The organism is Achromobacter sp. MYb9, from assembly GCF_002975275.1.
In the GTDB taxonomy this organism is placed as follows: Bacteria; Pseudomonadota; Gammaproteobacteria; order Burkholderiales; family Burkholderiaceae_B; genus Achromobacter.
This window is the reverse complement of sequence record NZ_PCOQ01000014.1, coordinates 105,212-118,763: the sequence shown is the minus strand read 5'-3', so window position 1 is coordinate 118,763 and position 13,552 is coordinate 105,212. Positions and strand designations below refer to the sequence as shown.

The window sequence follows — 13,552 nt, the reverse complement described above, 5'->3', positions numbered from 1 at the left end:
ATGAACCGCAACATCCGTATCCTTTCATTCGCCAGCCGCTGTGGCCTGACCCTGTTGCTGGCCGGCGCAGGCCTGGCCCATGCCGCCAAACCCCTGACGACGGGCGTGGACGCCACCTTTGCGCCCCACGCCATGCCGAAGCTGGGCGGCGGCCTGGACGGCTTCAACATCGAACTGGGCCAAGCGATTGCCAAGCAGTTGGGCACCACCATCACCATCGAAGGAACCGAGTACGCCGCGCTGATTCCGGGGCTGAACGCCAAGAAGTACGACTTCGTGCTGGCGCCCACCACGGCCACCGAGGAGCGCGCCCGCGCACTGTTGTTTTCCGAGGGTTACCTGAACACGGACTACACCTTCGTGATCGCCAAGTCCGGCAAGGACATTGCCGGGCTGGACGACCTGAAGGGCCGCAAGCTGGCGGTCAACAAAGGCTCGGCCTACGAGAACTGGGCGCGCGACAACGCCGCCAAATACGGCTTCAAGTACGACGTTTATGCGTCCAACGCCGATGCCGTGCAGGCGGTGCAGTCCGGCCGCGCCGACGCCAACCTGGCCGGCAACACCGTCGCGGCGTGGGCCGCCAAGCAGAACCCCGCCGTGCGCACCAGCTACACCATCAAGACGGGCCTGGTCTGGGCGCTGGCGTTCCGGCTGGATGACAAGGAAGGCCGCAACCGCGTGTCTTCCGCCCTGAAGTGCCTGAAGCAGGACGGCACCGTGTCCAAGCTTGCGCAGAAGTGGTTTGGCTTCACGCCTCCGGCCGGCGCCGCCGCCGTGACCGTCACGCCGGGCCAGGGCGTGCCGGATCTGCCCGGCTACGACGCCACGCCCGTCGAACTGCGTTGCAGCTGAACCCACGCCCGCAAACCAGGAGCCACACGATGGACACTCCCATCCTGAAAATCGCCGGGCTGCACAAGTCCTACGGCGACAACGCGGTGCTCAAGGGTATCGACCTGGAGGTGAAACGGGGCGAACTGGTCTTCATGATCGGTCCGTCCGGCTCGGGAAAAAGCAGCCTGCTGCGCTGCTGCAACCGGCTGGAAGAGGCCACCGCCGGCAGCATCCATGTCGATGGCGACGAAATCACGGCGCCCGCCGCCCCGCTGAACCGCATCCGCCAGAACATCGGCATGGTGTTTCAGCACTTCAACCTTTACCGCCACATGTCGGTGCTGTCCAACATCACGCTGGCGTTGCGCAAGGTGCAGAAGCTGGCGCGGGCCGAAGCGGACCGGCGCGGCATGGAGGCGCTGGACCGCGTCGGCCTGGCCGACAAGGCATCGTCGTTTCCCGACCAATTGTCCGGCGGCCAGCAGCAGCGCGTGGGGATTGCACGATCGCTCGCGCTGCGGCCCAAGGTGGTGCTGTTTGACGAACCCACCAGCGCGCTGGACCCCGAGCTTGTCGGCAGCGTGCTGAACGTCATGCGCGAATTGAAGCATGACGGCATGACGATGATGGTGGTCAGCCACGAAATGGGATTCGCCAAAGCGGCGGCCGACCGCGTCGTGTTCATGGACGGCGGCGTGATCGTCGAGCAAGGCCCGCCGCAGGACGTCTTTGGCGCCCCCCGTCAACCCCGCACGCAGGCATTCCTTGCCCGCATGGCGGAACATGCCGCCTAGCGCGCATCCGGTACGTATTCCATGGATCTGAAAGCCCTGCTGTTTTCCTTCTTCAACGCGGAAGTCGCCTGGCGATATTTGCCGGACATCCTGTCCGGCATGTGGATCACGCTGCAACTGGGGGTGGCGGTGGCTGCCACCGGCGTGGCGCTGGGCCTGGTGCTGGCCGTGGTGCGCGCGCTGCGCATCCGGCCGCTGAACTTCCTGATCATCTGCTTTGCCGACATCCTGCGCGCCTTGCCGCCGCTGGTCGTCATCATGCTGCTGTTCTTTGCGTTTCCCTACATCAACCTGTCGATGTCGGCCTTCATGGCCTGCTGGCTGTCGCTGTCATTGGTGCTGGCGGCGTTTGCCGAAGAAATCTTCTGGGCCGGCATCTTGTCGGTGCCGCGCGGCCAGGCCGAAGCCGCCCGCTCGACGGGCCTGAACTGGCTGCAAAGCATGGTGTATGTGGTGATGCCGCAAGCCATGCGGCTGACGGTCGCGCCGCTGACCAACCGCGTCATCGCCATCACCAAGAGCACGGCGCTGGGGTCGGTGGTGGGTTTGAGCGAGGTGCTCAACAACGCGCAATCGGCCAGCAGCAACGCGGGCAACGCCACGCCGCTGACGCTGGCGGCCATCGCCTGCCTGCTGATCTTTTTGCCCGTGGTGATTCTGGGCCGATGGACCGAAACGCGCTTCAAGTGGAAGCACTGAAGTCGAAGCACCGAGCCGGCTACACGGACCAAGGGGAATGGCATGGATGAAATCCTGCAGAATTTTTTCAATCTGAATATCTACAAGAATGTCGCGCCCTACCTGCTGCAAGGCTTGGGCCGCACGCTGTTGCTGTCGGCAATGGTGATTCCGGTGGGGCTGGCCTCGGGCCTCTTGATCGGCGTGCTGTCGATCACGCTCAAGCGGCGCTGGGCGCGGGTGCTGCTGGCGGTCTATATCGATTTTTTCCGAGCGCTGCCGCCGCTGGTGCTGCTGATCTTCATCTACTTCGGCGCGCCGTTCCTGGGCATGGACCTGCCCAAGCTGCTCGCCGTGGCCATCGGCTTCATGCTGAATAATTCCTCTTATTACGGCGAGGTGTTCCGGGCGGGCCTGGAAAGCGTGCCGCGCGGCCAGATCGAAGCGGCCAGATCGACCGGGCTGTCCAGCTGGCAAACGCTTTGGCATGTGCAGATTCCGCAAGCCACGCGCAATGTCATGCCCGATCTGATCAGCAACACGCTTGAAGTGGTCAAGCTGACCACGCTGGCCAGCGCCGTCGCGCTGCCCGAGCTGCTGCGGGTGGCGCGGGACGCCCAGTCGCTGGTCTACAACCCGTCGCCGATCGTGCTGGCCGCCCTGTTCTACCTGGTGCTGCTGTGGCCGGTGGTACGCCTGCTGAGCCGGCTGGAGCACCGGCACCTGCCCGGCCACTGAGGGCGGCGTGGGCGTCACGCAACAAATCCTGTCACGCGTTGCAACGGTGAGGGGGCCTTGCGGCCATATAATTCCGCGTAGCGCCGCCCCCGGCGGCGCGAGCGGCCAGGCCCAAGGCCACGCCGTCCCGCGATCTCATAGGACCTTGCAACCCACATCATGCCCGACCTGGAACCCGACACCGTCTCCGCCCTTGAAGCCCCAGAATTCGCACCCGCCCAGTTCGTCCGATGGTTTCGAGACGTGGCGCCCTATGTGCATGCATTCCGAGGCAAGACCTTCGTGGTGGCGTTCGGTGGTGAACTGGTGCAGGCTGGCGCGCTGAATGCGCTGGTGCAGGATCTGTCCCTGCTGTCGTCGCTGGGCATCCGGCTGGTGCTGGTGCACGGTTCGCGCCCGCAGGTCAATGAACAGCTGCGCCTGAAGGGGTACACGCAGCAATTCGACCGTGGCCTGGCGCCGACCGACGCCGCCGCGCTGGAATGCGCCAAGGAGGCCGCGGGCGAAATCCGGCTGGACATCGAAGCCGCGTTCAGCCAGGGGTTGCCCAACACGCCGATGTCGCATGCGCACATCCGCGTCATTTCCGGCAATTTCGTGACGGCCCGCCCCACTGGCGTGTTGGACGGCGTGGACTACAAGCACACCGGCCAGGTGCGCAAGATCGACATCGACGCGCTGAAGTTCGCCATCGAAAAAGGCTCGTCGGTGGTGCTGCTGTCGCCGCTGGGCTTCTCGCCGACGGGCGACGCGTTCAACCTGGCCATGGAAGACCTGGCCACCAGCGTCGCCGTGGCGCTGCGCGCCGAAAAGCTGATCTTCCTGTCCAGCTCGCAAGGCGTGCTGAACGACGACGGCACGCTGGACACCGAACTGGCCCGCGTGGATGCCGACGCCCTGCTGGCAGGCGGCGAACTGGACGAAGAAACGCACGCCTTCCTGCAATACGCGTCGCTGGCCGTCAAGCGCGGCGTGGCGCGCGCCCACCTGCTGCCATTCGCGCTGGACGGCAGCGTGCTGCTGGAGATCTTCACCCACGACGGCGTGGGCACCATGGTGGTGGAAGACACGCTGGATGACCTGCGCGCCGCGACGATCGACGACGTGGGCGCCATCCTGAGCCTGATCGAACCGCTGGAAGCCGACGGCACCCTCGTTCCGCGCCCGCGCAGCGTGATCGAACGGGACGTGGAAAACTTCACGGTGCTGGAGCACGACGGCGTGATCTACGGCTGCGCCGCGCTGCACACGTTCGCCGACGAGCAGATGGCCGAGATGGCCTGCCTGATCGTGCATCCCGAATGGCAAGGCTCCGGCGAAGGCGAGATTCTGCTGCGCCACATGGAGTCCCGCGCGCGGGCCACCGGCGCCAAGCGCCTGTTCGTGCTGACCACCCGGACCTCGCACTGGTTCATCAAGCGCGGATTCGTGCAGGGTGGCGTGGCCGACCTGCCCCGCGAAAAGCAGAACAACTACAACCGTTCGCGTAACAGCATGGTCTTCATCAAAAAGCTGTAACCGCCGCGTCGATCAGGCCCTGACCGCAGGGCTTGAAGGGGCTTGGCGCCCCCTGGACGCCAAGCCCGTTAAAATACGCCGTTATCTATCTTTCCGGCAGCGAACCATGTCCCGTATCGTCAACTGTGTGAAATTGAAGCGTGAAGCCGAAGGGCTGGACTTTCCTCCCTACCCCGGCGAACTTGGCACGAAGATCTGGCAGAGCATTTCCAAGGAAGCCTGGGAAGAATGGAAGGCCATCCAGACCCGCCTGGTCAACGAAAACCGCCTGAACCTGGCCGACGCCCGCGCACGCAAATACCTGAAAGAACAGATGGAACGCTTTCTGTTCGAAGACGGCACCGTGGAAGCGCACGGCTACGTCCCGCCCTCGGCCTGATTCCAGCTGCGCCGACGGTGCCGGACGGCATCGGCGACCCCGTTCGAAGCCCCTCGTCAGCGAGGGGCTTCGTGTTTTCGGCCGCCGCGCGCGCATCGCCAAGACGTCGCCCCCCGTTGCGCTTAAGATTCGAACATTGCTGGCCGTATTAATGCAGTCATGAAAGAAGAATCGCGCTTGTCCCCTCCCGCCGCACCGCCGCCGTCCATCGCGCGCGCGCTGGCGATTGCCCCGGACCGCAAAACCGGCACGCTTCAAGATGTACGGCATATCGTCATCCTGATGCAGGAAAACCGGTCATTCGACCACTATTTCGGCACCTTGCCGGGCGTGCGCGGTTTCGCGGACCCCCACCCGGCGCCCACGGCCTCGGGAAACGTGCTGACGCAAACGGACGGCGATACGCAGTGCCGCCCGTATGCGCTGCAACCGGAATACGCCAGCGGCACGCCAGTGGGCTACATCACGCCGCACACCTGGGACGACGCGCAACGCGCCTGGAACGACGGCCGCATGGATCAATGGCTGTCTGCCAAGGGCCGCCTGGGGCTGGGCGCCTACACCACCGCCGACGTGCCGTTCCAGACGGCGCTGGCCAATGCCTTCACGGTCTGCGACGCCTATCATTGCTCGGTGCATGCTGGCACCAATCCCAACCGGCTGTTCCTGTGGACCGGCACCAACGATCCGCTCGGACAGGCGGGCGGCCCCGCCCTGGTCAACACCTATGATCGCTTGGGCCCGGCCGATGCCGGCTATGCCTGGACCACCTACCCCGAACGCCTGCAGGCGGCCGGGGTGGACTGGCGGGTGTACCAGGACATGGCCGACAATTTCCACGACAACCCGCTGGCCGGCTTCCGGCAGTACCGCCGCGAACATGCCAGCGGCGCCGAAAACGCCCCTTTGCGCGATCGCGGCCTGTCCACGCACACGCTGGATGACCTGGCCCGCGACGTGGACGACGGAACGCTGCCCCAACTGTCCTGGATCGTCGCGCCCGCGGCCGATTCCGAACATCCCGAGGTGTCGTCGCCGCGCCAGGGCGGGGCCTACACCGAGCGCGTGCTGGACATCCTGACCCGCAACCCGGACGTCTGGAGCGGTTGCGTGTTCTTCGTCACCTACGATGAGAACGACTGCTTCTTCGATCACATGCCGCCGCCGGCGCCGCCCGCCCGCCACGCCGATGGCCGCTCTGGCGGACTGTCCACGGTGGAGCTGGATGGCGAATACCACGACACCCGCCACGGCCCGAGCGCCGCGTCCCCCGACGACCCCGCCAGCCTGCATGGCCGCGGCTTCGGCCTGGGGCCGCGCGTGCCGATGCTGGTGGTGTCGCCCTGGAGCCGTGGCGCGTGGGTCAACTCGCAAGTGTTCGACCACACCTCGGTGATCCGCTTTCTTGAAGCCCGCTTCGGCGTGGCTGAACCCAATATCAGCCCTTGGCGCCGCGCCGTCGCGGGCGACCTGACGTCGGCGTTCGATTTCGCCGGCGACTGGGGCCCGCTCCATCCGGACAGCAATCGCCACGCCTGCCCGCTGCCCTATGCGCTGGAAGCCGTGGGCCGCATGACGGCCGACGGCGAACACTACCGGCTGACCCTGCGCAACCCGGGCAGCGCGGCCGCCGTGCTGCACGTGTACGACCGCCTGGATCTGGCGCATGCGCCTCGGCGCTACACGGTGGGCCAAGGCGCGCGGCTGGATGACGGCTGGCGGCTGCACGACCACGGTCGCTACGACCTGTGGCTGTTGGGGCCCGACGGTTTCCACCGGCAATTCCGAGGTGACGCGCGGGATGCCGGCATGCTGGAGGCGCAACTGGTTCCCGTAAGCTCGGGCCTGCGCCTGCGGCTGATCAACCACAGTGATGCGCCGCAACCCGTAAAGGTCGAATCCCACATGGGCGACGGCTGGCGCGCCATGGCGCATGTGCAGGCCGGCGGCGCGCTGGAACTCAAATATGCCGGCAGCGAAGGCTGGTACGACCTGGAAATCAGCGCCCCGGCCCTGCCCGCTTTTGGACGCCGGCTGGCAGGCCGCGTCGACGCCGGCAAACCCGGCGTGCCCGACCCACGCCTATGCCAGGGCGCCGCGCTGCCGCTGTAAGCCTCGCGGCAGCCCGCCCGGCTACTGCTCGTCTTCTTCGGTGCCGTCGTCACCGCGCGCCAGGCGCTCGGTGTTCTTCACGCCGGTGTGGCGCACGTCAGCGCCCTTGACCATGTAAATCACGCGTTCGGACATGTTCTTGGCATGGTCGCCGATACGTTCCAGCGCGCGTGCGATGAAGATCATGTCGATGGCGCGCGAGATGGTGCGCGGGTCTTCGATCATGTAGGTGATCAGGTGCCGCAAGGCGCCCTTCCATTCCTTGTCCACTTCCTTGTCGCTGCGCACGACGGCAGCGGCCTGGATCGGGTCAAGGCGGGCAAACGCGTCCAGCGCCTGGTGCAGCATGGTGCGCACATTGGCGGCCATGTGGCGCAGTTCGATCACGGGGATGTGGCGCAGTTCGGCTTCGTGGATACGGCGGGCGACGGTCGCGACCTTCTCGGCCTCGTCACCGGAACGCTCCATGTCGGTCAGCATCTTGGACACGGCCATCAGCATGCGCAAGTCGATGGCGGTAGGCTGGTGCCGGGCCAGAATGCGGCTGATGCTTTCGTCGATCTCGACTTCGTGGCGGTTGACTTCCTTTTCCCGCTCACGGACCTTTTCCACCAGCGACAGGTCGCCCGTGGCCAGCGCGTCGATCGCTTCCTGGATCATGGCTTCCACCAAGCCGCCCATTTGCAAGAACTGCGAACGGACGCTTTCCAGATCGGCGTCGAACTGCTTGTTTGTATGCTCCGTCATCCGGGCTCCCTGCGTGGTTGATCTCATTGCATTGCCCCGAAATAAGAGAATTACGAGATGGGCCTGCACAACCGGCAAGGTTATGACCCAAGTGTGACAGGATTATGAATCGAGGCCCCGCCGCCCGCAAGGCAGGCAGACGGAGCGGCCTTCCCCCCGCACGGGCCGGGAGGCTTACGCGGCGCGGTCCAGGCGGCGAATGCCGTTCTGCGTTGCCAACAATGCCACATCGGCGCCGGCCAGTGCAAACAGGCCGCAGGTGACGACGCCCGGCAAGTTGTTCACGCGGGCTTCAAACGCCGGCGCATCCGTGATGGACAGGCCCGACACGTCCAGGATGATATTGCCGTTGTCCGTGACAAAGCCTTCGCGCAGGCGCGGCTGGCCGCCCAGGGCCGCCAGGGCGCGCGCCACCGATTCGCGCGCCATCGGGATGACTTCCAGCGGCAGCGGGAACTTGCCCAGAGTCTGGACCAGCTTGGATTCGTCGACGATGCAAATGAAGCGCTGGGCGACCGACGCCACGATCTTCTCACGCGTCTGCGCGCCGCCACCGCCCTTGATCATGTGCAGGTTGGCGTCGATTTCGTCGGCGCCATCCACGTAGATCGGCATGGTCGACACGTCGTTCAGGTCCAGCACCTTCAGACCATGGCCGGCAAGGCGGGCCGCGCTGCGTTCGGAACTGGCCACCGTGCCGGCGATCCGACCCTTGAAACGCGCCAGGCCATCGATGAACAGGTCGGCCGTCGAGCCGGTGCCCACGCCGATGATGGCGTCCGGGCCGGCGACCTGTTCAACGAATTCCAGGGCGGCGTCGGCGGCTTGTTGCTTGAGTTCTTGTTGCGAGAGCATGGCGGTGAAGAATGCGGGTAGGTTGGTCAAGCCAGGAAATTTAGCATGCGGCGGCAGGCCAGGCCCGCGACAGGATCGCCCGGGTGTCGGCGCCGGCGGCCAGTTCTCCGAAAATACCGCCGTCCGCTTGCAGGCGGCTGGCCACAAAAGCCTGCGCGACGGGTTCGGGCGCATGCTGGATCAGCAAGGCGGCCTGCCATAGCCGCGCCAGCCCACCGGCGATGCGGCGCGCGTGGAATTCCGCCTGTCCGCCATCGGCCAGCAAGGACCGCCAGCGCGCCACGGCCTCGTCGAATGCACGATGCCGTCCGGCCGCCTGCGCGAATTCCTGTTCCAGCGCGGGCAAGGCCTCGGGCTCGCGTTGCAACGCGCGCAGCACGTCCAACGCCATCACGTTGCCGGAGCCTTCCCAAATAGAGTTGACCGGTGTTTCCCGGTAGATGCGCGGCATCGGCCCTTCTTCCACATAACCGTTGCCGCCCCAGACCTCCATGCACTCGGCGACCGCATGAACGGCGCGCTTGCAGATCCAGAGCTTGGCCGCGGGCGTGCCCACGCGCACCAAGGCCCGCGACGAGGCATCGGCGCGCGCGTCCACCGCCCGCGCCAGGCGCAGCGCCAAGACCATGGCGGCCTCGCTTTCCAGCGCCAGGTCGGCCAGCACGTTGCGCATCAGCGCCTGTTCGATCAGTGGCCTGCCGAAAGCCGAGCGATGCCCCGCGTGATGCAGGGATTGCACCAGCGCCTGCCTGAGCAGGGCCGCGCTGCCCAGCACGCAGTCCAATCGGGTCGTGGCCGCCATTTCCAGCAACACGGCCAGGCCCCGTCCGGGTTCGCCGACCATGACGCCCCACGCGCCCTCGAACTCGACTTCGGCGCTGGCGTTGCTGCGGTTGCCCAACTTGTCTTTCAACCGCCGCACACGGATGGCATTACGCGGTCCGTCCGGAATCCAGCGCGGCACGAAGAAGCAGCTCAGGCCGTCATCCGTCTGCGCCAGCACCAGATGCGCATCCGCCTGCGGCACTGAAAAGAACCATTTGTGGCCCACCAGTTCATAAACGTTGCCCCGGCCCGGCGTGCCCAGCGGCACGGCGCGGGTGCTGACCGCGCGCAAATCGGAACCGCCCTGCTTTTCCGTCAGCCCCATGCCGATCAAGGCGCTGCGCTTGGCGGACAGCGGGGCGTCGGCCCCGTCGAATTCGCGCGAATACAGCGCGGGCAGCCATTGCCCCGCAAAGTCGATAGCGCCGGACGGTTCGCGCTGCAGCAGCGGCACGGCGGCGAACGTCATGGTGGTGGGGCACAGCGTGCCCGCTTCGACCTGCCCCTGCATCAGATAGGCGGCCGCTCGCGACACCTGCGCGCCCGGCACCGGCTGCGCCCAGGCACGGCTGTGCAGGCCGCGGGCCAGGATGCCGCTCATCAGCAAGTTCCAGGCTGGATGGAATTCGACATGGTCGATGCGGTGGCCGCCGCGGTCATAGGCGACCAGCCTGGGCGGACAGCGATTGGCCTCGGCGCCGGCCGCCAGCGTCTGCGCGCGCCCCAGCCAGGCGCCATGCGCGGACAGATCGCCCGCCCAGTTTTCGGCCCCTTCGCGCCGCACTGCCTCGCCCAAGGCGGGGTCGGTGTCGTACAGCGAATAGTCTTCCAGGGGTGGAACCTGATTCTGTACGGTATGCGTCGCGAACGATGACATGGCTGCTCCGTGGAATGCCGCTATCTGGCCATGGGCGCCACCAGGGCCCAGGGCCGCAATGCTTCGACCTGCGCCGCCAGCTCCAGCAGCAGCGCTTCGCTACCCAGCGGGCCCATGACCTGGATGCCGATCGGCAGCCCGTCGGACGACACCGCGAACGGAATGGAGATCGCCGGCATGCCGGTCAGGTTGGCCAGGGGCGCGAAGGGCGAATAGCCGATCACGCCCTTCTTGCCCAAACGGTAGGCCAGGTAGTCGGCGTTGTCCATGGCGTAGCGGCCGAGAGGCGCTGGCAGTTGCGCCAGGACGGGGCTGAGGAACAAGTCATGGCCTTGCGTGCCGTCCCGGTGCAGAAAACGCCCGATGCGGCGCGTGATGTCGTGGCACGTGTCCACGCAAGCCACGTACTGCGCGCCCGAGATGGCGCGGGCGTACTCGCGCGCGCCTAGCGTGGTGGGCTGCAATTCGTCGGCGGCCAGGCGGCGGCCGCGCGCGGCCACGAAACTGTCGATGGCGTTGGCCGCGGCGCTGGCGATCAGCGGCAGCATCGGCGACAGCACTTCTTCGGAACCGACCGGCGGCGCGGCCACCACCATTTCGTGCCCGAGTCCCGCAAAAAACCGCGCGGCCTCGTCCACGGCTTCGGCCACTTCCGGATGAATCGCACCGCCCTCGTACGTGGTGTTGATGAATGCGATGCGGCGGCGCGGGGCCGCGTGTGGATCGGCCGCCACCCGTGCCGCCACGGCGCGGAACGACTCCTGCGGGACCGCCGGCGCCGCGTAAGGCGCCCCCACATCGGCGCCCGCGCTGATATCCAGCGACGCGGCGCAATCACGCACCGATAGGGTCATCATGTGTTCGGTCGCCAGACCGCCCCAGCCTTCGCCCTTGAGCGGCCCCAGCGGCATCAGCCCGCGGGAGGGCTTCAACCCCAGCACGCCGCAGCACGAGGCCGGGATGCGGATGGAACCGCCGCCGTCGCTGCCGTGCGCGATTCGGACCATGCCGCTGGCCAGCGCCGCTCCCGCGCCGCCACTGGATCCGCCGGCGCTGTGGCCGGCTTTCCAGGGATTCTGCGTCGGGGGCCCGTAGGCCGGCGACTCGGTGGTGGGGCTCAAGCCAAGTTCGGCACTGGTTGTGCGGCCGAACGGGATCAGGCCCGCGCGGCGGTAGCGCTTCACGATTTCAGCGTCGACGTTCCAGTCCACGTGGCCATAGAGCACCGAGCCCATCGCGCTGGGCAGGCCCAACGCCGCCGTGCCCAGGTCCTTCAACAAGGTGGGCACGCCCAGGAAGGGACGGCCCTGCAATTGCGCCACGCGCTGTTCCGGTGTCAGGGCGGCCAGTTCGGCGTCCAGCGCCTGGGCCAGGCGCAGCCCGGTTTCGGGCTGCATTCCGCATGCGGCGTTGATGGTGGGATTGCGCGCCGCCACCCGGTCCACCGCCTGCTGCATCGCAGCAAGCGCGGTCGTGACCCCTTGGGCGATATCGGCGCCCAGCGCCGTCGCGTCGAGGGAAGAGGAATCATGGCGTTCAGCGGGGCTCATGCTTGCGATGCTCCAGGGTTCGACGGCAACATGCCGCACATGCCAGGATATCGACAGTCCGCGCGGCCAACAAGCTTGCAGGGCGGCGGCCGACGCCGATTCAAAAACTGCCCTGCCCGCCCGAACGGATCAGATCGCGCCGCGAGCGGGCGCGGGCGGGGCATCGCCCTCTTCGTTCAAGCCGCCATCGGCGTCGCCGTCCCCGTCGGCTTCGGCTTCCGGCCCTGCCCCCAATAACCGCAAGGCGTCGGCCTCGGGCAAGGCTTCGACGCTTTTCAGGTTTCTGAGCATCGCGCGGGTGCGCACTTCGGTCTGGCCGATCTTGTTGCTGGCGGTATCCAGCGTCTTCTTGACGCTGGCCAGCGCTTCGCCGAACTTGCCGAATTCGGTCTTGACGGCGCGCAGCACCTGCCACACCTCGGAGGACCGCTGCTCGATCGCCAACGTGCGGAATCCCATCTGCAAGCTGTTCAGCAAGGCGGCCAGATTGCTGGGCCCGGCCACGTTGATGCGCAGGTCATGCAGCTTATCCAGCAGGCCCGGGCGCCTCAACACCTCGGCATACAGGCTTTCCGTGGGCAGGAACATGATGGCGAAATCGGTCGTGTGCGGCGGCGCGACGTACTTGCTGGCGATCAGCCTGGCCTGCACCTCGACCGCCCGGCCCAGCGCGGCACCGGCCGCTTTCACGCCTTCCGCGTCCGCGGCCTCTTGGGCGTCCATCAGGCGCTCGTATTCTTCCTTGGGAAACTTCGCGTCGATCGGCAGCCAGACGGGTTCGCCGCCTTCGCCCCGCCCCGGCAGGCGGATGGCGAACTCGACGACGGCGTCGCTGCCCGGCACCGGCTTGATATTGCTGGCGTACTGGTCTGGCGTCATGTTGTCTTCGATCAGCCGGGCCAGTTGCACTTCGCCCCACGTGCCTCGCGACTTCACGTTGGTCAACACGCGCTTCAGGTCGCCGACTCCCGCGGCCAGGGCCTGCATTTCGCCCAGGCCTTTATGCACCGCCTCCAGCCGGTCGGACACCAGCTTGAAGGATTCGCCCAGCCGCTGCTCCAGCGTGGCATGGAGTTTTTCATCCACCGTCCGGCGCATCTCATCCAGCTTGGCGCTGTTGTCCGTCTGCAACGATTGCAGGCGCTGATCCACCGTGGCGCGCACTTCCATCAGGCGGCGCTCGTTGATCTGGATCAGCCCCTGCAATTGCTCGCCAAAACCGGCGGCAAAGCGCGCCAGGGACTCGGCCGATTCCGCGCGGGCGGCTTGGGCGTCCCGCGATAAGCCTGCACGCAGGTCGCCATGCGATTGCGACAATTCCAGCCGCAGCGCGCGGGTGGACTCCGCGAATTCGCTGCGCAAGCCGCGCTGGCCTTCGGTGATGTCGGCGCGCAGCGCGCGTTCGGTGCGTTCCAGACCTTCCAGCAAGGCGTCCAGCCGGGCGTCCCTTGCGGGGGGCCGCAACCATGCCAGCACGGCCGCCAGGCAAGCCAACACGGCGCCGCCCGCGGCGACCCAAAGCAGAATGTCGTTCAAAAGAGGCATCTCCAAAGCCGGAATTGTAGGACGCATCCGCCCCCCGTTGTAACCAGACGACAAGACTTTGACCGCCCCTGAGCGCGGCCGGCGCGCAACGGGATTA

At 66.7% G+C, this 13,552-nt stretch carries 12 protein-coding genes; 7 read left to right on the top strand and 5 right to left on the bottom strand.

Annotated features, from left to right (window positions below; genetic code table 11):
* The 7 genes from CQ050_RS19795 to CQ050_RS19765 all read left to right on the top strand — a co-directional run bounded on the left by CQ050_RS19795 (position 1) and on the right by CQ050_RS19765 (position 7,056).
* Positions 1 to 855, top strand: a complete 855-nt coding sequence (locus CQ050_RS19795; protein ID WP_105558525.1) for a transporter substrate-binding domain-containing protein — start codon at positions 1 to 3, stop codon at positions 853 to 855.
* Positions 856 to 884: 29 nt separating this feature from the next.
* A complete protein-coding gene (locus tag CQ050_RS19790) occupies positions 885 to 1,631 on the top strand; it encodes an amino acid ABC transporter ATP-binding protein (RefSeq protein WP_105558524.1) in 747 nt (248 codons plus the stop codon).
* Positions 1,632 to 1,652: 21 nt separating this feature from the next.
* Positions 1,653 to 2,330 (top strand): amino acid ABC transporter permease, encoded by a 678-nt coding sequence (locus tag CQ050_RS19785; protein WP_233214170.1) that lies wholly within the window; start codon positions 1,653 to 1,655, stop codon positions 2,328 to 2,330.
* Between the two features lie 42 nt (positions 2,331 to 2,372).
* Complete coding sequence (locus tag CQ050_RS19780; RefSeq protein ID WP_105558523.1) at positions 2,373 to 3,047, top strand: amino acid ABC transporter permease; 675 nt, start codon at positions 2,373 to 2,375, stop codon at positions 3,045 to 3,047.
* Positions 3,048 to 3,206: 159 nt separating this feature from the next.
* A complete protein-coding gene (gene argA / locus CQ050_RS19775; protein WP_105558522.1) occupies positions 3,207 to 4,565 on the top strand; it encodes an amino-acid N-acetyltransferase in 1,359 nt (452 codons plus the stop codon).
* Between the two features lie 106 nt (positions 4,566 to 4,671).
* Complete coding sequence (locus CQ050_RS19770; protein WP_006218476.1) at positions 4,672 to 4,944, top strand: oxidative damage protection protein; 273 nt, start codon at positions 4,672 to 4,674, stop codon at positions 4,942 to 4,944.
* Between the two features lie 159 nt (positions 4,945 to 5,103).
* Positions 5,104 to 7,056, top strand: coding sequence for a phosphocholine-specific phospholipase C (locus tag CQ050_RS19765; protein ID WP_105558521.1), 1,953 nt, complete (start codon positions 5,104 to 5,106; stop codon positions 7,054 to 7,056).
* A gap of 21 nt (positions 7,057 to 7,077) precedes the next feature.
* Here the strand turns inward: CQ050_RS19765 and phoU are convergent, their stop codons facing one another.
* The 5 genes from phoU to rmuC form a co-directional block, all read right to left on the bottom strand.
* Complete coding sequence (phoU, locus tag CQ050_RS19760) at positions 7,078 to 7,803, bottom strand: phosphate signaling complex protein PhoU (RefSeq protein ID WP_105558520.1); 726 nt, start codon at positions 7,801 to 7,803, stop codon at positions 7,078 to 7,080.
* Positions 7,804 to 7,977: 174 nt separating this feature from the next.
* Positions 7,978 to 8,658, bottom strand: a complete 681-nt coding sequence (gene rpiA / locus CQ050_RS19755) for a ribose-5-phosphate isomerase RpiA (RefSeq protein WP_105558560.1) — start codon at positions 8,656 to 8,658, stop codon at positions 7,978 to 7,980.
* A gap of 40 nt (positions 8,659 to 8,698) precedes the next feature.
* The gene (locus CQ050_RS19750) at positions 8,699 to 10,360 is read right to left on the bottom strand and encodes an isovaleryl-CoA dehydrogenase (protein ID WP_105558519.1); all 1,662 of its coding nucleotides are present in this window, start codon (positions 10,358 to 10,360) and stop codon (positions 8,699 to 8,701) included.
* 20 nt (positions 10,361 to 10,380) lie between these two features.
* Entirely contained in the window at positions 10,381 to 11,910 is a 1,530-nt protein-coding gene (locus CQ050_RS19745) for an amidase (protein WP_105558518.1), read from the bottom strand.
* A 129-nt stretch (positions 11,911 to 12,039) separates the two neighbouring features.
* Complete coding sequence (gene rmuC, locus CQ050_RS19740; RefSeq protein ID WP_105558517.1) at positions 12,040 to 13,455, bottom strand: DNA recombination protein RmuC; 1,416 nt, start codon at positions 13,453 to 13,455, stop codon at positions 12,040 to 12,042.
* Positions 13,456 to 13,552 lie beyond the last annotated feature (97 nt).